The sequence below is a fragment of the Kitasatospora sp. NPDC056731 genome (assembly GCF_040687675.1).
Taxonomy (GTDB): Bacteria; Actinomycetota; Actinomycetes; order Streptomycetales; family Streptomycetaceae; genus Kitasatospora.
The window spans coordinates 60,781-82,824 of record NZ_JBFBNR010000017.1 but is presented as its reverse complement, the minus strand read 5'-3'; the positions used below and the strand labels follow the sequence as shown (position 1 = coordinate 82,824).

The window sequence follows — 22,044 nt, the reverse complement described above, 5'->3', positions numbered from 1 at the left end:
CCCCAAGGTTATGGAACCGGATATTGGACCCGTCCGGCAGGTGTGGGCCAAGGTTGATCGTTCGGCGTTCGCGCCGACCGGACGGGGGAGCGCGGCAGCGGCGGTTCAGGGGGCCGCCGCTGCCGCCCACCCGTCCGCCGACCTGCGGGGGCGGCCTCCAGCGCCTACGGTGAGTGCTCATCAGCAGCAGCCGGACGGAGGACCCCAGGTGGCCGAGGAGCAGCGGACCGCGAAGCCGGAACGACTCGCGAGGAAGCCGTACGAGCGGGAACTGCTGCGGCTCCAGCAGGAACTGGTGAAGCTCCAGGAGTGGGTGCGGGTCGAGGGCGCCCGGCTGGTGGTGGTCTTCGAGGGGCGCGACGCCGCCGGCAAGGGCGGCGCGATCAAGCGGGTGACGGAGTACCTGAACCCGCGCATCGCCCGGGTCGCGGCGCTGCCGACCCCGACCGAGCGGCAGAAGACCCAGTGGTACTTCCAGCGGTACGTCGAGCAGCTGCCGGCCGCCGGGGAGATCGTGTTGTTCGACCGCAGCTGGTACAACCGGGCCGGCGTCGAGCGGGTCATGGGCTTCTGCACGGACGAGCAGTACTGGCAGTTCCTGCACCAGTGCCCGACCTTCGAGCGGATGCTGATCGAGTCGGGCATCCTGCTGCGCAAGTACTGGTTCTCGGTGAGCGACACCGAGCAGGAACGGCGCTTCCGGGACCGGCTGGAGGATCCGATGAAGCGCTGGAAGCTCTCCCCGATGGACGTCGAGTCGATCACCCGTTGGGAGGACTACTCGCGGGCCAAGGACGAGATGTTCGTCTACACCGACACCCCGGACTCGCCCTGGCACGTGGTGGAGAGCGACGACAAGCGGCGGGCCCGGATCAACATGATCGCCCACCTGCTCTCCACCGTGCCGTACCGCGAGATCACCGCCCCGCAGATCGACCTGCCGCCCCGCCCGGCCCCGCGCGGCTACCAGCGGCCCCCGCGCGACCTGCAGAAGTACGTCCCGGACCACGCGGCCCGCCTCGATCGGCGGGACAGGGCGTAGGCGCGCGATGGGGCCGGCTGCTCCGGCGGGTGTGTCGGCGGCCTCGCATAGGCTTCCGGTGTGGACGAACCGGACCTCTTCACCGCCGCCGCCGAGGAACGCCAGAGCAGGGAGCCCGGCCGGGCGCCGCTGGCCGTACGGATGCGCCCGCGCACCCTGGACGAGGTGGCCGGGCAGCGGCAGCTGCTGAAGCCCGGGTCGCCGCTGCGGCGGCTGGTCTCGGGCTCGCGCGGGCCGGCGGCGACCAGCTCGGTGATCCTCTGGGGCCCGCCCGGCACCGGCAAGACCACCCTGGCGCACGTGATCAGCCAGGCCGTGGAGGGCCGCTTCGTCGAGCTGTCCGCGATCACCGCCGGGGTCAAGGAGGTCCGGGCGGTGATCGACGGCGCCCGGCGGGCGGTCGGCATGTCCGGCCGGGAGACGGTGCTGTTCCTGGACGAGATCCACCGCTTCTCCAAGGCCCAGCAGGACTCGCTGCTGCCGGCCGTGGAGAACCGCTGGGTCACCCTGATCGCGGCGACCACCGAGAACCCGTACTTCTCGGTGATCTCCCCGCTGCTGTCCCGCTCGCTGCTGCTCACCCTGGAGTCGCTGACCGACGAGGACGTCCGCGCCCTGCTGCGCCGCGCGGTGGCCGACGAGCGCGGCCTGGGGGGCGCGCTGGAGCTGACGGCGGAGGCCGAGGACCACCTGGTGCGCCTCGCCGGCGGTGACGCCCGGCGGGCGCTCACCACGCTGGAGGCGGCGGCCGGGGCGGCGCTGGAGAAGGGCGAGGCGAGCATCACGCTGGCCACCACGGAGACGGCCGTCAACCAGGCGGCGGTGCGCTACGACAAGGACGGCGACCAGCACTACGACGTGGCGAGCGCGCTGATCAAGTCGATCCGGGGCAGCGACGTGGACGCCACCCTGCACTACCTGGCCCGGATGATCGAGGCGGGGGAGGACCCGCGGTTCATTGCTCGCCGGCTGATGATCTCGGCCAGCGAGGACGTCGGCCTGGCCGACCCGACGGCGCTCCAGACGGCGGTCGCGGCGGCCCAGGCGGTGGCTCTGATCGGCTTCCCGGAGGCGCGGATCATCCTCTCCCAGGCGGCGATCGCGCTGGCCCTGGCGCCCAAGTCCAACGCGGCCTACCTGGCGATCGACGCGGCGCTGGCGGACGTCCGGCAGGGGCTCGCGGGCGCGGTGCCGCCGCACCTGCGGGACGCGCACTACGGCGGCGCGGGCAAGCTCGGCCACGGCCAGGGCTACCAGTACCCGCACGACCTGCCGGAGGGCATCGCGGCCCAGCAGTACGCGCCGGACGCGGTGCACGGCAAGGACTACTACCAGCCGACCCGGCGTGGCGGCGAGGCCCGCTACGCGGACGTCGTGGAGTGGACGCGGGGCCGGCTCAGGGGTGAGTGAGAAGGGGCGCTCGACCACCCGGTACAATCGGTCGAAGTGCCATGCCCCGGGACGGCGGCGGAGGAGACTCCACCGACCGGCCGCACCAGCGGGGCATCGGCCGTAGGCCTCCTCCGGGAGGCCCGCACCAGGAGCGTCGCGCACCGTTTCGGTGTCGCGGACGGCCCGGATTTCCGGGCTGTTCCGTGTGACCAGCACTTTTGTGCCCGGCTCCGGAGAGCGGCTGACCGCATCGCCTCGGCGATGGGTTGTCTCCGGGTCGCGAGATGCGACCTCCGTCAACACCTGGTGAAGCCGTATTCGTAAGCAAGGAAGGTTTGGTTCATGGCGAACCAGAAGCGTCCCAAGGTCAAGATCGCGCGTGCGCTCGGCGTGCCGCTGACCCCGAAGTCCGTCAAGTACTTCGAGGCCCGCCCGTACCCGCCCGGCCAGCACGGCCGTGGTCGCAAGCAGAACTCGGACTACAAGGTCCGTCTGCTCGAGAAGCAGCGTCTGCGCGCCCAGTACGACCTGAGCGAGAAGCAGATGGCGCGCGCGTTCGACCGCGCGAAGAAGGCCGAGGGCAAGACCGGTGAGGCGCTCGTCGCCGAGCTGGAGACCCGTCTGGACTCGCTGGTGCTGCGTTCGGGCATTGCCCGCACCATCTACCAGGCCCGCCAGATGGTCGTCCACGGCCACATCGAGGTCAACGGTGGCAAGGTCAACAAGCCGTCGTACCAGATGAAGCCGGGCTTCGTGGTGACCGTCCGCGAGCGCAGCAAGGAGAAGGTCCCGTTCCAGGTCGCCCGTGAGGGTGGCTACGCGGGTGAGGGCCAGACCCCGAAGTACCTCGAGGTCAACCTGAAGGCCCTGGCCTTCCGCCTGGACCGTGCGCCGCAGCGCAAGGAGGTCCCGGTGATCTGTGACGAGCAGCTGGTGGTCGAGTACTACTCGCGCTGACCCGCGGCGGTTCCGCATCTGCGGTACCTCAGCGAGCCCCCGTCGCCTTTCGAGGCGGCGGGGGCTCGCCCCTTTCCGGGTGGTGCCTGCTGGTGCCGGTCGGCTACCGGTTCTCGCCGGTCATCGCCGCGGCCAGCCGCAGGTGCGGGCGGGCCTCCTCGGCGCGGCCCTGGCGCTCCAGGGTGCGGCCGAGCATCAGCCGGGCGTAGTCCTCGGCCGGGTCGGTGTCCAGGATCCGGAGCAACTCGGCCTCGGCGCGCCCGAGTTGGGCGGAGTGGTAGTAGCTGCGGGCCAGCAGCAGCCGGACCGAGAGGTTGGCCGGCTCCTCGGCGAGCACGCCCTCCAGCAGGCGGGCGGCGTCGGCGTAGGCCTTGGACTCGAAGTGGAACGTCGCGAGGCGGTACTCGTCGGCGGCGGTGGTCACGGCCACGGGGTGCTCCTTCCGGGTGGTTCCTTGCCTCCTCAAGCAATCGGCAAGTTTCAGCTATTCCTGGCCGGTGCGGGCGCCGGTGCGGACGGCACCGAGCAGGGCCCGGCCCCGGGCTCCGGGTCGCCCGTCGACCCGCTGGCGCCCAGCGCCCGGGAGACCGCCGCGTCCAGGTCGAGCCGGGCCCCGGCCTGGTAGCACTGCTCGTACTCCTGCGCGGTCAGCCCCGCCCGGGCCCGCTCCGCGCACTCCTGGTGCGGGCCGAAGAAGGACCGCGAGCCCAGGAAGGGCAGGCCGACCGTGTGCCAGATCCGGTGCGCGGCGCCCTGCAGCACCCGGGCCCCGCCCAGGTCGCCCGGCGCGCCCGGGCCGCCCGGCTCGGTCTCCAGCAGCGCCAGCAGGTCGATCGCCAGCGCGATGCCGAGCAGGTCGTGGAACAGGTGGTTCAGCCGCAGGCCCTCCCGGGCCAGGGCGCGGGCCGCCCGGACGGCGCCGTCCAGCCAGTGCGCGTACGCCATCGCGTACAGCACGTACGCGTACGCCCACTGCTCGCCGTGCTCCTCGCACAGCTCGCGGGCCTGGCCGAACCAGAGCTCGCCGCTCTCCGGATCCCCCTGGAACAGGTACGCGAGGCCCAGCTCGGCCATGGCCAGCACGACGTTGCTGTTGAGCTCGCCGATGGTCCGGTAGTGCCAGAGCGCCTCCTCGAACAGCTCGGCGGCGCGCTCCGGCTCGTCGCCGACCAGGGCCGCGCTGGCCTGCCGGTGGACGGCGTAGGCGAGCGCCCGGTCGTCGCCGGTGTCCAGGGCCTGGCGGCGGCACTCCTCCAGCGCCGGGCGGGCCGCCTCCAGGTCGCCTTGCAGGGTGGCCAGGTGGCCGGTCGCCCAGAGGGCCTTGGCGCGGGCCTCGGTCGGCTCGCGGTCCAGGGCGAGCGCGCGGTCCAGCCAGTGCCGCCCCTCGCCGAGGTGGCCGCAGCCGACCCAGTAGAACCACAGCGTGCCCGCCAGCAGCAGGGCGATCTGCTCCTCGCCGGGCTCGGCGAGGCAGAACTCCAGCGCCGCGCGGAGGTTGGGGTGGGCGAGTCGGGTGCGTTCGGCGGTCTCGGCCTGCCGGGGGCCGAACCACTCGACCTCGCCCCAGGTGGCCACGCCCAGGTACCAGTCGCGGTGGCGGCGCAGCAGCCGCTGCTCCTCGCCGGCGGCCCGCAGCCACTGGCCGCCGTAGTCGCGCAGGGTGTCCAGCAGCCGGAAGCGGACGCCGAAGGCGCTGTCCTCGCGCAGCACCACGGACTTGCCGACCAGTTCGTCGAGCTGGTCGAGCACGTCCTCGGCCTCCAGGCCGTCACCGGCGCAGACGTACTCGGCGGCCTCCAGGTCGAAACTGCCGGCGAAGACCGAGAGGCGGGCCCAGAGTAAACGTTCCTGCGCGGTGCAGAGCTCATGGCTCCAACCGATCGTGGTGCGCAGCGTCCGGTGCCGCGGCAGGGCCGTCCGGGAGCCGCCGGTGAGCAGCCGGAACCGGTCGTCCAGCCGGGCGGTGATCTGCTCCACCGACAGCGCGCGCAGCCGCCCGGCCGCCAGCTCCACCGCCAGCGGGAGGCCGTCCAGACGGCGGCAGAGCAGGCTCACCGCCTCGGCGTTGGCCTCGGTCAGCGCGAAGGAGGGCAGCACCGCCCGGGCCCGCTCGGCGAACAGCCGCACCGCGTCCGGCAGCCCGCCCGGACCGCTCGGACCGCTCGGCCGAGGGTCGACCGGCAGCGGGGCCAGGGCGAGCAGGTGCTCGCCCGAGGCCCGCAGCGCGGCGCGGCTGGTGGTCAGCACCCGGAGGCCGGGCAGTGCCCGCAGCAGCGCGTCCGCCAGGTCGGCGCAGGCCTGCACCAGGTGCTCGCAGCCGTCCAGCACCAGCAGCGAGCGCCGGCCGGACAGCCGCTCGGTGAGCACGTCCAGCGGCGGGCGGGCGGTGTCGTCGGTCAGCCGCAGCGCCTCCAGCGCCGCGCGGCCGAGCAGCAGCGGGTCCTGCACCGGGGCCACCTCGACCAGCCAGGTGCCGTCCGGGAAGGCACCGGCCGCCCGGGCGGCGGCGCGCAGGGCCAGCCGGCTCTTGCCCACCCCGCCCGGCCCGGTCACCGTCACCAGCCGGGCGCCGGCCAGCAGGCCCGCCAGCTCGGCCAGCTCCCGCTGCCGCCCGACAAAGCCCGTCACCTCGGCCGGCAGCCGACCGGGCTGCGGCTCGCGCGGCCACGCCGCGGGTTCCCCGGGCTGTGCTCTCCAGTCGCCGGCCAAGCGTTGCTCCCCGTGTTCCTGGCCCGGACCGTCGGGGCCCGGACGTTCGTCGGGCCGTACGGGCGACGGCCCGCCTGGCAGAACGAGGTGACCGGCCGGTAGGTTACGCGCGCGGTTCGCACATCCGACCGGTTCGGCCGAGGGCCGACGCGACGGTGGACCCCGGGGCCCGGCGATAACCCGGTCCGGAAACCGGGCGTGGGCGCGATAGGGTTCCGTTCGGAGAACAGCAAGGCGAGGGAGCGCGCAAAGGTGTCCGTGGGAGAGCTGGCCGGGTTGCTCGTCGCCGTGTTCTGGGCGGTCCTGGTCACCCTGCTCGCCGTGGTGCTGGTCCGCCTCTCGCGCGTGCTGAAGGAGGCCACCGTCCTCGTCTCCGCCGTCACCGAGCAGGCCGTCCCGCTGCTGAGCGACGCGGGCGCCGCCGTGCGCAGCGCCAACCAGCAGCTGGAGCGGGTGGACGAGATCACCGCCAACGTGCAGGACGCCGCCGCCAACGCCAACGCGCTCTCCTCCACCGTCGCCGCCACCCTGGGCGGGCCGCTGGTGAAGGTCGCGGCCTTCAGCTACGGCGTCCGCAAGGCCGTCGCCAAGCAGCAGGGCGGCCAGCCGTCCGTGCCGTCGCAGAGCGGCGAGCGCGAGGAGCTGGCCCGGCTGATCCGGGCCGAGGTGCGCGCCGCGACCGCGCCCAGGAACGGCCTGCTCTCCCGGGTCCGGCGCGCGGTGAGGGGCTGACGGCATGGTGCGACGCGTCTTCTGGATGGCGGTCGGCGCCGGTGCGACCGTGTGGGCCATGAACAAGGCCAACGAGGCCGTGCACCGGCTCACCCCGGACAGCCTCTCCGGCACCGCCACGCGCGGTGCGCTGCACCTGGGCGACCTGGCCAAGCAGTTCGCCCAGGACGTGCGGGCCGGCATGGCCGAGCGCGAGGAGCAGCTGAAGGACGACCTCGGACTGCACGGCACCGCCGTCGTCGAACCCCGGAGCACCGGACGGGTCCTGCGCGGCGAGCCGCAGTACCGAGCTATCTCGGCGGCGCCCGGCAGCCCGGCCGCCGCCCTGCCCCCGTCAGGCCCCCGCCCCGTGTCCCGTGGGGCCCGCACCACCACCCGAGCCATTGAAGAAACGCCCCGCCGCGCCCTGCCGCAGCGGGGCGGCACCCCGAACCGGAAGGACCAATAATGGAGTCGGCTGAGATCCGCCGCCGCTGGCTGCGCTTCTTCGAGGAGCGCGGCCACACCGTCGTTCCGTCGGCGTCCCTGGTCGCCGACGACCCCACCCTGCTGCTGGTCAACGCCGGCATGGTGCCGTTCAAGCCCTACTTCCTGGGCGAGGTCAAGCCGCAGTTCTCGCGCGCCACCAGCGTCCAGAAGTGCGTGCGCACCCTGGACATCGAGGAGGTCGGGAAGACCACCCGGCACGGCTCCTTCTTCCAGATGTGCGGCAACTTCTCCTTCGGCGACTACTTCAAGGAAGGCGCCATCAAGTTCGCGTGGGAGCTGCTCACCAGCTCCGTCGCGGACGGTGGCTACGGCCTGGAGAAGGAGAAGCTCTGGATCACCGTCTACCAGGACGACGACGAGGCCGAGCTGATCTGGCGTGACGTCATCGGCGTCCCGTCCGAGCGCATCCAGCGCCTCGGCATGAAGGACAACTTCTGGTCGATGGGCGTCCCCGGCCCCTGCGGCCCGTGCTCGGAGATCAACTACGACCGCGGCCCCGCGTACGGCGAGGAGGGCGGCCCGGCCGTCAACGGCGAGCGCTACCTGGAGATCTGGAACCTGGTCTTCATGCAGTACGAGCGCGGCCACGGCGACGGCAAGGACGGCTTCGAGATCCTCGGCGACCTGCCGAGCAAGAACATCGACACCGGCCTCGGCCTGGAGCGCCTCGCCGCCATCCTCCAGGGCGTCGACAACCTCTTCGAGATCGACACCAGCCGGATGATCCTCGACCGCGCCGCCGAGCTCACCGGCCACACCTACGGCGCCGACCACAAGTCGGACGTCTCGCTGCGCGTGGTCACCGACCACATCCGCACCGCGCTGATGCTGATCGGCGACGGCGTCACCCCCGGCAACGAGGGCCGCGGCTACGTGCTGCGCCGCATCCTGCGCCGTGCCATCCGCAACATGCGCCTGCTGGGCGCCACCGGCGTGGTGGCCAAGGACCTCACCGACATCGCGATCAAGGCGATGGCTCCGCAGTACCCGGAGCTGGAGAGCGACCGCAAGCGCATCGAGACGGTCGTCGTCGGCGAGGAGGCGGCCTTCCTGCAGACCCTCAAGGCCGGCACCAGCCTGCTGGACGCCGCGGTCACCGAGACCAAGCAGGCCGGCGGCGCGGTCCTCTCCGGGGACCAGGCCTTCAAGCTGCACGACACCTACGGCTTCCCGATCGACCTCACCCTGGAGATGGCCGAGGAGCAGGGCCTCCAGGTGGACGAGGCCGGCTTCCGCCGCCTGATGCAGGAGCAGCGCAACCGCGCCAAGGCGGACGCCAAGGCCAAGAAGATGGGCCACGCCGACGTCGCCGCGTACCGCGAGGTCGCCGACAAGTCCGGCGCGAGCGTCTTCACCGGCTACAACCTCACCGAGGGCGAGGCCAGCGTCGTCGGCCTGCTGGTGGACGGCGTTCCGTCGCCGGCCGCCTCCGAGGGCGACGAGGTCGAGATCATCCTCGACCGCACCCCGTTCTACGCCGAGGGCGGCGGCCAGCTCGCCGACCACGGCCGGATCCGGCTGGAGTCCGGCGCGGTGGTGGAGATCCGCGACGTGCAGCAGCCCGTCCCGGGTGTCATCGTGCACTCCGGTGGGGTGCTGTTCGGCGAGGTCGTGCTCGGCGCCTCGGCGTACGCCACGATCGACACCGAGCGCCGCCGGGCGATCGCCCGCGCCCACTCGGCCACCCACCTGACCCACCAGGCGCTGCGCGACGCGCTCGGCCCGACGGCCGCCCAGGCCGGCTCCGAGAACGCCCCCGGCCGCTTCCGCTTCGACTTCGGCTCGCCCGCCGCCGTCCCGGGCACCGTGCTGGTCGACGTCGAGCAGAAGATCAACGACGTGCTGGGTCGCGAACTCGACGTCACCGCCGAGGTCATGACGATGGATCAGGCCCGCAAGGCCGGTGCCATCGCGATGTTCGGCGAGAAGTACGGCGACGAGGTCCGGGTCGTCACCATCGGTGACTTCTCCAAGGAGCTGTGCGGTGGCACGCACGTCGGCAACACCGCCCAGCTGGGCCTGGTGAAGCTGCTCGGCGAGTCCTCGATCGGCTCCGGCGTGCGCCGCGTCGAGGCGCTGGTCGGCGTCGACGCGTACAAGTTCCTGGCCCGCGAGCACACCGTGGTGTCCCAGCTGACCGAGCTGGTCAAGGGGCGCCCGGAGGAGCTGCCGGAGAAGATCTCGGGCATGCTCGCCAAGCTCAAGGACGCCGAGAAGGAGATCGAGCGCTTCCGCGCCGAGAAGGTGCTGGCCGCCGCGGCGGGTCTGGCCGACTCGGCCGAGGACGTGCAGGGCATCTCGGTGGTCGCCGCGCAGGTCGCCGACGGCGTGGGCGCGGACGAGCTGCGCAAGCTGGTGCTGGATGTGCGCGGCCGCCTCGGCTCGCGCCCGGCCGTGGTCGCCGCCTTCACCGTGGCGGGCGGCCGTCCGCTGACCGTGATCGCCACCAACGAGGACGCCCGCGGCCGCGGCATCAAGGCCGGCGAGCTGGTCCGGGTCGCCGCCAAGACCCTCGGCGGCGGCGGTGGCGGCAAGGACGACGTCGCCCAGGGCGGCGGCTCCAACCCGGCCGCGGTCGGCGAGGCCGTCGCCGCGGTGCGCGGCCTGGTCGCGGAGCGCGCCAGCTGATGGTCGAGGAGCCTCAGGTGGAGCGGCCCTTCCGGCGGGGGCGGCGGATCGCCGTCGACGTCGGTGACGCCCGGATCGGGGTCGCGTCCTGCGACCCCGACGGGGTGCTCGCCACGCCCGTGGAGACCGTTCCGGCCGGGGTGAAGTCGCAGGCCAGGATCGCCGCCATCGTCGAGGAGTACGACGCGGTGGAGGTGATCGTCGGGCTGCCCCGCTCGCTGAGCGGCAAGGAGGGCCCGGCGGCGGAGAAGGTCCGCGCGTACGCGACGCGGCTGGCCAACCGGCTGTACCCGGTGCCGGTCCGGCTGGTCGACGAGCGGATGTCGACCGTCACCGCCACCCACGGGCTGCGCGCCTCGGGTGTCAAGGCGAAGAAGGGCCGCTCGGTGGTCGACCAGGCCGCTGCGGTGGTGATCCTGCAGACCGCCCTTGAGTCCGAACGGGTGAGCGGGAACCCGCCCGGTGAGAGCGTCGAGGCGGTCGGCTGACCGGCCTGATCTAACGTCCCGTCGAGGGGTCCGTGCGGACGCGTCCGCACGGACCCCTTTCGAACGTTTCGGCACTGCCGAGGGGACGCGAGCCATGACCGACCAGGACTTCCACCCGGGGCTCACGCCCGGGCACCTGGGTGCGCCGGTGCTGGAGCCGGAGGGCCGGCCCCCGGGCGCGCCCCGCATGCGCTCCGATGCACCCGATCCGCACCGACGGCGTAACGGACTGGCCTGCGCGCTCACCGCGCTCGCCCTGGTCGCGGTGTTCGGCGGGGCGGGCCTCGCCGGGTACACCTGGTTCCAGGGGCAGCGCAAACCCCCGGCCGCCGCCGACTACGACGGGCAGGGCACCGGCAGCGTCCAGGTCTCGGTGCCGGAGGGCGCGGGCCTGTCCCAGATCGCGTCCACCCTGGTCCGCAACGGGGTGGTGGCCAGCTCGCTCGCCTTCACCCGGGCGGCCAAGGGCAGTGCCGCGGCCGCCGGGCGGATCCAGCCCGGCACCTACACCCTGAAGCAGCGGATGTCGGCCGCGGCCGCGCTGACCGTGCTGATCGACCCGGCCAACGCCAACGGGCTGACCATCCCCGAGGGCTGGCGCGGCTACCAGATCTACGTGGCCATCGACCACAAGCTGCGTCTGCCGGAGGGCACCACCCAGCGCACCGCCCAGGAGCAGGGCGCCGAACTGGGCCTGCCGGACTTCGCCAAGGGCAGCCCCGAGGGCTACCTCTTCCCCGCGACGTACAGCGTCACCGACGGGACCACCGCGATCGACCTGCTGAAACAGATGGTGGAGCGGGCCGGCAAGGAGTTCAGCCGGGACGACGCGAACGTCGTCGCGCAGAACCTCGGGCAGAGCCTGTACGGGCTGGTCACCGTGGCCAGCATGGTCCAGGGCGAGGCCGACAACAACGAGGACATGGGCAAGGTGGCGCGGGTCATCTACAACCGGCTGGCCAAGGGCATGCCGCTGCAGCTCGACTCCACGATCAACTACGCGCTCGGCCGGTCGACCCTGAACACCACCGTCACCGACACCCGGCTGGACTCCCCGTACAACACCTACCTGCACCCGGGGCTGCCGCCCACGCCGATCTCCAACCCGGGGCGGCAGGCGATCATGGCGGCGCTGGACCCGGCGCAGGGGGACTGGCTCTACTTCGTCACCGTGAAACCGGGGGACACCCGCTTCACCGACAGCTTCGACGTGCAGCAGCGCAACGTCGCCGAGTTCAACGCCAACCGGGCGTCGGCGAAGCCCGGCGCCTCGGCCTCGTCGTCGGCTTCGGCCGGTGCCTCGGCCCCCGCCTTCGGGCCGGCGGCGCCGGAGCCCGAGCCGAGCGCGGGCTGGTGAGGTCGGGCACTGACGGCACGTCCGCCCTGCCGGGGGCACGTGTGCGGTACGGTAACGTCTCCTCCCAGGCGCTGCGCTAGCACGCCGGTTCGAGAATCAGCCGGGACCGCGTCCCGGACGGCCGGTCCGATCCTCCGGCCGTCTTCGTCGGTTAAGGGGATCAATGACCGATCTGGGTCGGGGCTACGGCCCCCAGGGCTCTGAGCCGTGGCACCCCGGTGACCCCGGGTACGGAGGCCAGCAGCCGGTCCCCGGCCAGCAGGACGGCCAGTGGCAGCAGTATCCCCAGCAGGGCGAGCCGGTCCAGCAGTATCCCCAGCAGCAGGGCGAGCCGGTCCAGCAGCCGTACGGAGACATGCAGCAGCAGGGGTATCCGCAGCAGCAGATGCCGCAGCAGGGGTACCCGCAGGGGTATCAGCAGCAGGGGTTCCCGGGCGGGCAGCAGCAGTACCCGCAGCAGCAGATGCCGCCGCAGCAGCAGGGCTACCCGCAGCAGCAGATGCCGCAGCAGGGGTACCCGCAGCAGCAACAGCAGCAGCAGATGGCGCCGCAGGGGTACCAGCAGCAGCTGCCCCAGCAGGGGTACCAGCAGCAGGGGTTCCCGGACGGTCAGCAGCAACCGGGCATGGCGCAGCAGCAGGGGATGTCCCCGCAGCAGGCCCAGCAGGCCCAGCAGCCCCACCAACCCCAGCAGCCTCAGCAACCCGGTGCGCAGCAGCAGCCGGGTATCCCGCAGCAGGGCGCGCAGCCCGGGCGGCGGCGTCGCGCGGCGCCGGAACCCGAGCCGGCCGCGCCCGTCAGCGGCCCCGGCCCGGACGGCATCGACTGGGAGGCCGAGGCCGCCGCGCTGGAGGCCGGCGCCGATCCGGTCGGCGGGCACGCGCCCGAGACCGACGAGTGGGACGGCCACCCGGACGGCTTCCAGGAGGACGGCCGTCACGAGGACGGCCACCACGAGGACGCCGAGTACCGCGACGAGGACGGCCACGCCGAACAGGAGGGCTTCCTCGGCGAGGAGGACTCCTCCCGCGACGCGCAGAAGAAGCGCAAGGAGAAGGGCAAGAAGTCCGGCCGCCGCAACGGCGGGGCCTGCCTGCTGGTCGCGCTGGTGCTGGTCGGCGCCCTGGGCGGGGCCGGCTGGTGGGGCTACGGCTTCTACCAGGACCACTTCGGCCCGGCGCCGGACTTCACGGGCGAGGGCGGCAGCCCCGTCCAGGTCGAGGTCAAGTCGGGTGCGGTCGGCGGTCAGATCGGCCTGGCGCTGAAGAGCGCCGGCGTGGTCAAGAGCGTCGACGCCTTCAGCAAGGCCTGCGACGCCGAGCCGAAGTGCAAGAACATCCAGCCGGGCTTCTACTCGCTGAAGAAGGAGCTGCCGGCCGCCACCGCGCTGAGCGAACTGCTCAACGGGGCCGGCGGTGCGGCGCTGGTCATCCCCGAGGGCAAGACCGCCGCCGACATCTACACCCTGATCGACGGGAAGCTGAAGCTGCCGCAGGGCACCACGGCGGGTGTCGCCAAGGCCCAGGTCGGCAGTCTCGGCCTGCCGGCGTACGCGAACGGCAACGTCGAGGGCTTCCTCTGGCCGACCCGGTACAACATCGCCGACGGCATGAAGCCCGAGGACCTGCTCAAGCAGATGGTGAAGAACGCCACCGACAAGTACGCGACCCTGGACGCCGACGCGTCCAAGGCCGGCCTCAAGAACGCGTACGAGGTGGTCATCGAGGCGAGCATCCTGCAGCGCGAGGGCAACAACGTCGAGGACTTCGGCAAGATGGCCAGGACCATCCAGAACCGGCTGGCGAGCGATTCCGTGCGCCACACGCTCGGCATGGACACCACGCTGCAGTACTCGCTGGGCCGCAAGGACCTGGACAAGAAGGACATCAACGACGGGTCCAACAAGTACAACACCTACATCAACCCGGGCCTGCCGCCGACGCCGATCTCCAACCCCGGCGACGACGCGCTCAAGGCGGTGCTCAACCCGGCGGACGGCAAGTGGCTGTACTTCATCGCGATGTCCCCGACCAAGACCCTGTTCGCCGAGACGGACAAGGAGCATGCGGCCAACGTCGAGGCGTACTGCCGGGCGGCGGGCCAGGGCTTCGACAAGGTCGGTCTCCACTGCACCACCAAGTAGCCGCCACCGCACCGCCGTTCACGGAGGAGCAGCGTTGACCAGCAAGCACCGGGCCGCCGTCCTCGGCTCGCCGATCGCCCACTCGCTCTCGCCGGACCTGCACCGGGCCGCCTTCGCGGCGCTCGGGCTGGACGGCTGGCGCTACGACCGCTTCGAGGTCGACGAGGCCGGCCTGCCCGGCTTCCTCGCCGGGCTGGACGAGGCCGAGTGGGCCGGGCTGTCGCTGACCATGCCGCTGAAGCGGGCGATCATCCCGCTGCTGGACGAGGTCAGCGCGACGGCCCGCGCGGTGGACGCGGTGAACACCGTGGTGTTCACCGCCGACGGGCGGCGCACCGGGGACAACACCGACGTCCCCGGGCTGGTGAACGCGCTGCGCGAGCGCGGCATCACCGAGGTGCCGGCCGCGGCCGTGCTGGGTGCCGGGGCCACCGCCTCCTCGGCGCTGGCGGCGCTGGCCCAGGTCTGCACGGGCGAGGTGACCGTCTACGTGCGCAGCGCGGAGCGGGCCCGGGAGATGGCCGAGCTGGGCGAGCGGCTGGGCGTCGCCGTGCGCACCGCCGACTGGGAGCTCGGCGCGCAGGCGCTGGCGCGGCCGCTGACCGTCTCGACCACGCCGGTCGGTGCGACCGACGCCTTCGCCGGGGCGCTGCCCGCCGCGCCGGGGGCGCTGTTCGACGTGCTGTACCACCCGTGGCCGACGGCGCTGGCCGCCGCCTGCGCCGCGCGCGGGGCGACCGTCCTGGGCGGGCTGGACCTGCTGGTGCACCAGGCGGTGCTGCAGAGCGAGGCCTTCACCGGGCGGGCGCCGGGGCCGCTGGCGGCGATGCGCGAGGCGGGCGAGAAGGCCCTCGCCGGGCGCTGAGCCCGCGCCGGTGGCCGGATCGCGCCGGCCACCGCCCGGCCGGCTGGCCGGAATCGTGCCGACCACCGTCCCGCCGACTGACCGACCACCGTCCGTCACGCGGACTGGGCCTCCGGGTGCCGCCGGGACGTGAAAGGATTCAGGGGAAAAGGCACGCCCGGGCGGGCCCCGGCAGGTGCCGTGGCCGGTCCGCTGATGAAGGAGCTCCGTTGGGTACGTTGCGCTGGCTGACGGCGGGGGAGTCGCACGGCCCCGCACTCGTCGCGACGCTGGAGGGCCTGCCCGCCGGTGTACCGGTCACCACCGCGGTGGTGGCCGACGCGCTGGCGCGCCGCCGGCTCGGTTACGGTCGCGGCGCACGGATGAAGTTCGAGCAGGACGAGGTGACGTTCCTCGGCGGCGTCCGGCACGGCGAGACCATGGGCAGCCCGGTGGCGGTCATGGTCGGCAACACCGAGTGGCCGAAGTGGGAGCAGGTCATGTCGGCCGACCCGGTCGACCCCGAGGTGCTGGCCGGTCTGGCCCGCAACGAGGCGCTCACCCGCCCCCGCCCCGGCCACGCCGACCTGGCCGGCATGCAGAAGTACTCGATCGACGAGGCCCGTCCGATCCTGGAGCGCGCCAGCGCCCGTGAGACGGCCGCCCGGGTCGCGCTCGGTGCCGTCGCCCGCGCGTACCTGAAGGCGACCTGCGGGATCGAGATCGTCAGCCACGTGGTGGAGCTGGCCGCCGCCAAGGCCCCGGCCGGTGTGCTGCCGCTGCCCTCGGACGAGGCGCGGCTGGACGCCGACCCGGTGCGCTGCCTGGACGCCGACGCCTCGAAGGCGATGGTCGCCGAGATCGACCAGGCCCACAAGGACGGCGACACCCTCGGCGGCGTGGTCGAGGTGCTCGCGTACGGCGTGCCGGTGGGTCTGGGCTCACACGTGCACTGGGACCGCCGGCTGGACGCCCGGCTGGCCGCCGCGCTGATGGGCATCCAGGCGATCAAGGGCGTCGAGGTCGGCGACGGCTTCGAGCTGGCCCGGGTGCCCGGCTCGCAGGCGCACGACGAGATCGTCCCGACCCCCGAGGGCGTCAAGCGCACCTCCGGCCGCTCCGGCGGCACCGAGGGCGGCCTGACCACCGGCGAGGTGCTGCGGGTGCGTGCCGCCATGAAGCCGATCGCCACCGTGCCGCGGGCGCTGCAGACCCTGGACGTGCGCACCGGCGAGCCGGCCAAGGCGCACCACCAGCGCTCGGACGTCTGTGCCGTGCCGGCCGCCGGGATCGTCGCCGAGGCGATGGTCGCGCTGGTGCTGGCCGACGCGGTGAGCGAGAAGTTCGGCGGTGACCACGTCTCCGAGACCCGCCGCAACGTGCAGGGCTACCTCGACAACCTGATCATCCGATGACCGTTCCGGTCGTTGTGCTGGTCGGCCCGCCCGGCAGTGGCAAGTCCACCGTCGGGCGGGCCCTGGCCGAGCGCCTGGGCGTCGGATTCCGGGACACCGACGCCGACATCGAGGCGTTGGCCGGCAAGCCCATCCCGGAGATCTTCATCGACGAGGGCGAGCCGCACTTCCGCGAGCTGGAGGTCCGGGCCGTGCGCACGGGCGCCACGGAGCACGACGGCGTCCTGGCGCTCGGCGGCGGCGCGGTGATGGCCGAGGCCACCCGCGCCCTGCTGCGCGAGCTGCCGGTCGTCTTCCTGGAGGTCCCGCTGGCGGACGCGGTCAAGCGGGTCGGCCTGGACGCCCCGCGCCCGCTGCTGGCCATCAACCCGCGGGCCCGCTGGCGCGAGCTGATGGAGGCCCGCCGGCCCCTCTACCTGGAGGTGGCCACCGCCGTCGTCGACACCGCCGGCTGCACCCCCGAGCAGGTCGCGGACGCCGTACTGGAAGCACTGGAGCTGAAGACCCCCCATGACTGACCCCATCGTCAGGATTCACGTCGGCGGCAGCGCCGGCCACGACCCGTACGACGTGCTGATCGGGCACCAGCTGCTCGGCGAGCTGGCGCCGCTGATCGGCACCCGCGCCAAGCGGGTCGCGATCATCCACCCCGAGGCGCTGGCCGCCACCGCCGACGCCATCCGCGAGGACCTGCTCGGCGAGGGCTACGAGGCGATCGCGCTCCAGGTGCCCAACGCCGAGGACGCCAAGAGCGCCGAGGTCGCCGCGTACTGCTGGTCGGTGCTCGGGCAGACCGGCTTCACCCGCAGCGACGTCGTCGTCGGCCTCGGCGGCGGCGCCACCACCGACCTGGCCGGCTTCGTCGCCGCCACCTGGCTGCGCGGCGTCCGCTGGATCTCCATGCCCACCACGCTGCTCGGCATGGTCGACGCGGCCGTCGGCGGCAAGACCGGCATCAACATCGCCGAGGGCAAGAACATGGTCGGCGCCTTCCACCCGCCGGTGGGCGTGCTGGCCGACCTCGACACCCTGGCGACCGTGCCCAAGCACGACTACGTCTCCGGCCTCGCCGAGGTCATCAAGTGCGGCTTCATCGCCGACCCGGCCATCCTCGACCTGATCGAGGCCGACCCGGAGGGCGCCAAGACCCCGGACGGCCGGCACACCGTCGAGCTGATCCGCCGCGCCATCCAGGTCAAGGCCGACGTGGTCTCCGGGGACCTCAAGGAGTCCGGCCGGCGCGAGATCCTCAACTACGGCCACACCCTCGGCCACGCCATCGAGCGCAACGAGCGCTACAAGTGGCGGCACGGCGCCGCGATCTCCATCGGCATGGTCTTCGCCGCCGAACTCGGCCGCCTGGCAGGCCGGTTGGACGACGAGACGGCCGACCGGCACCGCACCGTGCTGGCCTCCGTCGGGCTGCCGCTGCGCTACCAGGCGGACGCCTGGCCGAAGCTGCTGGACGCCATGAAGATCGACAAGAAGTCGCGCGGCGACCTGATCCGCTTCATCGTCCTGGACGGCCTCGGCAAGACCTCCGTCCTGGAGGGCCCCGACCCGTCCCTGCTGGTCGCCGCCTACGCGGAGGTCTCGGCGTGACCAGGGTCATGGTGCTCAACGGCCCCAACCTCGGGCGGCTCGGCAGCCGCGAGCCGGACGTCTACGGCGCCACCTCCTACGCCGGGCTGGTCGAGCGCTGCACCGCGCTCGGCAAGGAGTTCGGCTTCGAGGTCGAGGTGCACGAGACCAACTCCGAGCAGCAGATGGTGGAGTGGCTGCACGAGGCGGCCGACGGCAAGGTGCCCGTGGTGATCAACCCGGGCGCGTTCACGCACTACTCGTACGCGATGCGGGACGCCGCCTCGCAGCGCACCGCGCCGCTGATCGAGGTGCACATCTCCAACCCGTACGCCCGGGAGACCTTCCGGCACACCTCGGTGATCGCCGCGGTGGCCTCCGGCACCATCGCGGGATTCGGGCTCGGCTCGTACGAGCTGGCCCTGCGCGCCCTGGCCGAGCAACTCACCACGCGCTGACGCCTGGTCAGCGGCCCGGCGGCGGACTGTGCCCGCCGCCGGGCCGCCGTGTAGTCTCCCCGCTGAGAGGTGTCGGGAGGTGACCGTGACGCAGTACGCCGGGGGTGGGCACGTCCCGCCGCGTCCCGCCGCTCCGCCGGGGCCGCAGCCGTCGGGGGCCGCCGCGCCGCCGCCGGTGCCGCCCGCTCCGGCTCCTGTTCCCGCCGCTGCGCCGCCGGCTCCGGCCGCTCCGGTGCCGCTCGTTCCGGTGCCGCCTGCTCCCGTGCCGCCCGTTCCGGCTCCTGTTCTCGCGCCCGCTCCGGCCGCACCTGCGCCCGCGCCCAGTGCGCCGGTCCCCGTCGGGGCCACCGGGCACTTCGTGCTGCCCTCCGGCGCGCCCGTGCAACTCCCCGCCCACCCGCCGCAGCGGCACGCGCCCGCCAGTCCGATCGCCGTCCTGCTGATCGGCCCGGCCGGGGCGGGCAAGACCACCGTCGCCCGGTACTGGGCCGAGCGCCGGCCCAGCCCGACCGCGCACATCAGCCTGGACGACGTCCGCGAGTGGGTGCAGTCCGGCTTCGCCAACCCGCAGTCCGGCTGGAACAACGCCTCCGAGGCGCAGTACCGGCTGGCCCGCCGCACCTGCGGCTTCGCCTGCCGCAACTACCTCGCCAACGGCATCTCCTGCATCATCGACGACGCCGTCTTCCCGGACCGCCCGGCCATCGGCCTCGGCGGCTGGAAGCGGCACATCGGCCCCGGCATGATCCCGGTCGTGCTACTGCCCAGCCTGGACTCCGTGCTGCACCGCAACGCCCGGCGCGGCGGCACCCGGCGGCTCGGTGACGAGGAGGTGGCGCGGATCCACGGCCGGATGGCCGGCTGGTACAACTCCGGGCTGCCGATCATCGACAACTCGTACCTGGACGTGGCCGGCACCGCCGCCGAGCTGGACCGCGTCATCCTGGCCCGGCTGATGGGCATGCCGGTCCGCTGACCTGCGACGATCCGGCGCTGTCGGTGCCGACTGCGATGATGTGCGGGTCCTGTCGAACCACCCCGGGGGAGCTGACGCCCGTGCCGGAAGGCCACATCATCCACCGCCTCGCCGCCGAGAACCGGAAGGCCTTCGGCGGCCGCCCGGTCGAGGTGTCCAGCCCGCAGGGCCGGTTCGCCGACGAGGCCAAGGCCATCGACGGGCAGCTGCTCACCGCGGCCGAAGCCGTCGGCAAGCACCTGTTCCTCGGCTTCGAGGAGGGCGGCTGGGTGCACGTCCACCTCGGCCTCTACGGCGGCTTCGCCTTCGGCACCGGGCCCGCGCCCGAGCCGGTCGGCCTGGTCCGGCTGCGGCTGGCCAACGACGACGGCTACGCCGATCTGCGCGGCCCCAACACCTGCGCGCTGGTCACCGGCGCGGAGAAGGCCGCCGTCGCCGCCCGGCTGGGCCCCGACCCGCTGCGCGCCGACGCCGACCCGCAGGCCGCCTGGCGCCGGATATCGGCCAGCCGGACGACCGTCGCCGCGCTGCTGATGGACCAGAAGGTGCTGGCCGGGGTGGGCAACGTCTACCGGGCCGAGGTGCTGTTCCGCCACGGGATCGACCCGTACCGCGCCGGTCGCGACCTCACCCGGGGCGAGTGGGACGCGATCTGGGCCGACCTGGTCGCCCTGATGCGCGAGGGCGTCGGCGCGGGCCGGATCGACACCGTCCGCCCCGAGCACACCCCCGAGGCGATGGGCCGCCCGCCGCGCGTCGACGACCACGGCGGCGAGGTGTACGTCTACCGGCGGGCCGCGATGCCCTGCCTGGTCTGCGGCACCGACGTCCGGACGGAGCAGCACGCCGCGCGCAACCTCTTCTGGTGCCCCGCCTGCCAGGCGGCCTGACCAGGCCCTGTCCGGCTGGTCAGCCGAAGGCCGCGGTGGGCTCGTGGTGTTCGGCGGCGGCGCACGCGTCGAGGAGGGGGCGCATGGCCTCGTCCACGAGCCGGTAGCGCACGACCCTCCCGTCCTTGTCCCCGGTGACCACGCCCGCGGTGCGGAGCAGTCGCAGAGCCTGGGACACGGCGGGGTCGCGCATGCCGGTGGCGACGGCGAGGTCGGAGACGGCGAGCGGGCCGGCCCGGTGGAGGGCGAGCAGGAGGGCGAGCCGCCCGGGGTCGGCGAGCAGGGAGAACCGCTCGGCCCAGGTGCGGACGTGGGCGGGGTCGCCGATCGCGGCGATGGCCTCGCAGACCCGGTGTCCGTCGATGGTGCGGTGGCCCGCGCGGTCGGCCGGTACGAGATGCATGCGCACATTGTTGCAGGAGGGGGCCTGTGATCCTGGACACCTGCGCAGGTGCGCAGCCTTGCAAGGGTGGGTCCTGGCCCCTACGGTGTTCCCCGCCGTGGTGCTCGGGAAGACCGGTGACGGATCCTCAGGGGTCCCAGTCCGGAGCGGCCCTCGCCACTGTGATCGGGCCATCGTGATCGTCGACGATGGAGAGACGTCCGTACCCACGACGCCACTGGGAGCCTCGCGCACCTGGGAAGGCGGGTACGGGACCCCCGTAAGCCAGGAGACCGGCCACGGCATCTCACGAAGTGTTTCCACGAGGTGCTGGAGCGTGACCCGAATGACCCTGCCCGAAACCGCCGCCGCCGAGGCGCCGGCGACACCGTCCGTGCTGCCCACGTTCCGCTGGAAGCGCGAGGACACCGTTCGCACGGCCGGGCTGATGGGGGTGATCCTGGCCATGCACGTGGTGGCGTTCGGGACGCTCATCTTCCTGGTCGCGCCCCACAACTACGCGGTCGGCACCCAGGTCTTCGGCGTGGGCCTGGGGATCACCGCGTACACCCTCGGCATGCGGCACGCCTTCGACGCCGACCACATCGCGGTGATCGACAACACCACCCGCAAGCTGATGGCGGACGGCAAGCGGCCGGTCTCGGTCGGCTTCTGGTTCGCCCTCGGGCACTCCTCGATGGTGGTGCTGATGGCCGCCCTGGTGGCGGGCGGCGCGCAGCTGGCCAGCACGCTGATGGACGACGACTCGACCACCCACAAGTGGCTCGGGATGGTCGGCACGACGGCCTCCGGCGCGTTCCTCTACCTGATCGGCGCGCTCAACCTGGCCGCGCTGCTCGGCATCCTCAAGGTGTTCCGGGCGATGCGGGCGGGGTCGTACGACGAGGCGCAGTTGGAGGAGCACCTCAACTCGCGGGGCTTCATGGCCCGGGTGCTGAACCGGGCGACCCGCTCGATCACCCGGCCCGGGCAGATGTTCCCGGTGGGCATGGTGCTGGGGCTGGGCTTCGACACCGCGACCGAGGTCACCCTGATGGTGATGGCCGGGTCGGGCGCGGCGGCCGGGCTGCCCTGGTACGCGATCGTCTGCCTGCCGCTGCTGTTCGCGGCCGGGATGAGCCTGTTCGACACCCTGGACGGGACGTTCATGAACTTCGCGTACCAGTGGGCCTTCGCCAACCCGGTCCGGAAGGTGTACTACAACCTGACGATCACCGGGCTGTCGATCGCGGTGGCCTTCGTCATCGGCACCATCGAGCTGGTCGGCGTGCTGCACGAGAAGCTCGATCTGACCGACCCGGTCACCGGCTGGATCGCGGGCATCTCGCTGGACAACGTCGGCTACGCGATCGCCGGGCTGTTCGTGGTGGTCTGGGCCGCGGCGATCGCCTACTGGAAGCTGGCCCGGGTGGAGAAGCGCTGGGTGGCCGCCGAGTAGCGACACGGCTGCGAGCGGCGACGGCACCGAGCAGCGACGGCGCCTCCCCCGGGATCCCGGGGGAGGCGCCGTTTCGCCGCTGGGGGGCGGTACGGGTCGCTG

The 22,044-nt window shown here is 73.0% G+C and carries 21 protein-coding genes and 1 riboswitch; of the genes, 17 read left to right on the top strand and 4 right to left on the bottom strand.

Features of this window, described 5'->3' with window-relative positions; genetic code table 11:
- Nucleotides 1-208: 208 nt before the first annotated feature.
- The 3 genes from ppk2 (at nt 209) to rpsD (ending at nt 3,391) form a co-directional block, all read left to right on the top strand.
- Nucleotides 209-1,042 (top strand): polyphosphate kinase 2, encoded by an 834-nt coding sequence (gene ppk2, locus AB0R04_RS19710; RefSeq protein WP_063346794.1) that lies wholly within the window; start codon nt 209-211, stop codon nt 1,040-1,042.
- 60 nt (nt 1,043-1,102) lie between these two features.
- Nucleotides 1,103-2,452, top strand: a complete 1,350-nt coding sequence (locus tag AB0R04_RS19705) for a replication-associated recombination protein A (RefSeq protein WP_363372766.1) — start codon at nt 1,103-1,105, stop codon at nt 2,450-2,452.
- Nucleotides 2,453-2,776: 324 nt separating this feature from the next.
- Complete coding sequence (gene rpsD, locus AB0R04_RS19700) at nt 2,777-3,391, top strand: 30S ribosomal protein S4 (protein ID WP_063346792.1); 615 nt, start codon at nt 2,777-2,779, stop codon at nt 3,389-3,391.
- Between the two features lie 103 nt (nt 3,392-3,494).
- Here the strand turns inward: rpsD and AB0R04_RS19695 are convergent, their stop codons facing one another.
- Together AB0R04_RS19695 and AB0R04_RS19690 are read right to left on the bottom strand one after the other, a co-directional pair.
- Nucleotides 3,495-3,821: a tetratricopeptide repeat protein gene (locus tag AB0R04_RS19695; protein WP_363372764.1), complete on the bottom strand. Its 327-nt coding sequence runs from the start codon at nt 3,819-3,821 to the stop codon at nt 3,495-3,497.
- A gap of 50 nt (nt 3,822-3,871) precedes the next feature.
- Nucleotides 3,872-6,019 (bottom strand): regulator, encoded by a 2,148-nt coding sequence (locus tag AB0R04_RS19690; RefSeq protein ID WP_363372761.1) that lies wholly within the window; start codon nt 6,017-6,019, stop codon nt 3,872-3,874.
- A gap of 333 nt (nt 6,020-6,352) precedes the next feature.
- Between AB0R04_RS19690 and AB0R04_RS19685 the strand changes: the two genes are divergently transcribed.
- The 5 genes from AB0R04_RS19685 (at nt 6,353) to mltG (AB0R04_RS19665) (ending at nt 11,794) form a co-directional block, all read left to right on the top strand.
- Nucleotides 6,353-6,832 carry a DUF948 domain-containing protein gene (locus AB0R04_RS19685; protein ID WP_063346789.1) on the top strand — a complete coding sequence of 160 codons (480 nt, stop codon included), beginning with the start codon at nt 6,353-6,355 and terminating at the stop codon, nt 6,830-6,832.
- Nucleotides 6,833-6,836: 4 nt separating this feature from the next.
- Nucleotides 6,837-7,280, top strand: a complete 444-nt coding sequence (locus AB0R04_RS19680) for a DUF6167 family protein (RefSeq protein ID WP_063346788.1) — start codon at nt 6,837-6,839, stop codon at nt 7,278-7,280.
- The gene (alaS, locus tag AB0R04_RS19675) at nt 7,280-9,949 is read left to right on the top strand and encodes an alanine--tRNA ligase (RefSeq protein ID WP_363372758.1); all 2,670 of its coding nucleotides are present in this window, start codon (nt 7,280-7,282) and stop codon (nt 9,947-9,949) included. Before AB0R04_RS19680 ends, alaS begins: the two co-directional genes overlap by 1 nt.
- Nucleotides 9,950-9,966: 17 nt before the next feature.
- Nucleotides 9,967-10,437 (top strand): Holliday junction resolvase RuvX, encoded by a 471-nt coding sequence (gene ruvX / locus AB0R04_RS19670; protein ID WP_244293307.1) that lies wholly within the window; start codon nt 9,967-9,969, stop codon nt 10,435-10,437.
- A 94-nt stretch (nt 10,438-10,531) separates the two neighbouring features.
- The gene (gene mltG, locus AB0R04_RS19665; RefSeq protein WP_363372756.1) at nt 10,532-11,794 is read left to right on the top strand and encodes an endolytic transglycosylase MltG; all 1,263 of its coding nucleotides are present in this window, start codon (nt 10,532-10,534) and stop codon (nt 11,792-11,794) included.
- A 160-nt stretch (nt 11,795-11,954) separates the two neighbouring features.
- Here mltG (AB0R04_RS19665) and AB0R04_RS19660 read toward each other — a convergent pair whose 3' ends face one another.
- On the bottom strand, nt 11,955-12,479 hold the full coding sequence (locus AB0R04_RS19660) for a hypothetical protein (RefSeq protein WP_363372755.1): 525 nt from the start codon (nt 12,477-12,479) through the stop codon (nt 11,955-11,957).
- On the opposite strand from AB0R04_RS19660, the gene mltG (AB0R04_RS19655) reads away from it, so the two are divergent.
- The 8 genes from mltG (AB0R04_RS19655) (at nt 12,420) to AB0R04_RS19620 (ending at nt 20,101) form a co-directional block, all read left to right on the top strand.
- Nucleotides 12,420-13,937: an endolytic transglycosylase MltG gene (gene mltG, locus AB0R04_RS19655; protein WP_363372752.1), complete on the top strand. Its 1,518-nt coding sequence runs from the start codon at nt 12,420-12,422 to the stop codon at nt 13,935-13,937. The genes AB0R04_RS19660 and mltG (AB0R04_RS19655) overlap by 60 nt on opposite strands.
- Nucleotides 13,938-13,971: 34 nt before the next feature.
- Complete coding sequence (locus tag AB0R04_RS19650) at nt 13,972-14,802, top strand: shikimate dehydrogenase (protein ID WP_363372750.1); 831 nt, start codon at nt 13,972-13,974, stop codon at nt 14,800-14,802.
- 209 nt (nt 14,803-15,011) lie between these two features.
- The gene (gene aroC / locus AB0R04_RS19645; RefSeq protein WP_107452826.1) at nt 15,012-16,196 is read left to right on the top strand and encodes a chorismate synthase; all 1,185 of its coding nucleotides are present in this window, start codon (nt 15,012-15,014) and stop codon (nt 16,194-16,196) included.
- Nucleotides 16,193-16,714, top strand: coding sequence for a shikimate kinase (locus AB0R04_RS19640; RefSeq protein ID WP_363372747.1), 522 nt, complete (start codon nt 16,193-16,195; stop codon nt 16,712-16,714). Before aroC ends, AB0R04_RS19640 begins: the two co-directional genes overlap by 4 nt.
- A complete protein-coding gene (gene aroB / locus AB0R04_RS19635) occupies nt 16,707-17,798 on the top strand; it encodes a 3-dehydroquinate synthase (RefSeq protein ID WP_063346779.1) in 1,092 nt (363 codons plus the stop codon). The genes AB0R04_RS19640 and aroB overlap by 8 nt, the downstream gene beginning before the upstream one ends.
- An 8-nt stretch (nt 17,799-17,806) precedes the next feature.
- Nucleotides 17,807-18,235, top strand: a complete 429-nt coding sequence (gene aroQ, locus AB0R04_RS19630; RefSeq protein ID WP_063350970.1) for a type II 3-dehydroquinate dehydratase — start codon at nt 17,807-17,809, stop codon at nt 18,233-18,235.
- A gap of 175 nt (nt 18,236-18,410) precedes the next feature.
- The gene (locus AB0R04_RS19625; RefSeq protein ID WP_363372890.1) at nt 18,411-19,211 is read left to right on the top strand and encodes an AAA family ATPase; all 801 of its coding nucleotides are present in this window, start codon (nt 18,411-18,413) and stop codon (nt 19,209-19,211) included.
- A gap of 80 nt (nt 19,212-19,291) precedes the next feature.
- Complete coding sequence (locus AB0R04_RS19620) at nt 19,292-20,101, top strand: DNA-formamidopyrimidine glycosylase family protein (protein WP_363372746.1); 810 nt, start codon at nt 19,292-19,294, stop codon at nt 20,099-20,101.
- Nucleotides 20,102-20,120: 19 nt separating this feature from the next.
- On the opposite strand, the gene AB0R04_RS19615 is transcribed toward AB0R04_RS19620, so the two are convergent.
- Nucleotides 20,121-20,504: a metalloregulator ArsR/SmtB family transcription factor gene (locus AB0R04_RS19615; protein WP_363372745.1), complete on the bottom strand. Its 384-nt coding sequence runs from the start codon at nt 20,502-20,504 to the stop codon at nt 20,121-20,123.
- Between the two features lie 81 nt (nt 20,505-20,585).
- Nucleotides 20,586-20,800: riboswitch (cobalamin riboswitch) on the top strand.
- A gap of 29 nt (nt 20,801-20,829) precedes the next feature.
- Here AB0R04_RS19615 and AB0R04_RS19610 point away from each other — a divergent pair.
- A complete protein-coding gene (locus tag AB0R04_RS19610; RefSeq protein WP_063346775.1) occupies nt 20,830-21,942 on the top strand; it encodes a HoxN/HupN/NixA family nickel/cobalt transporter in 1,113 nt (370 codons plus the stop codon).
- Nucleotides 21,943-22,044 lie beyond the last annotated feature (102 nt).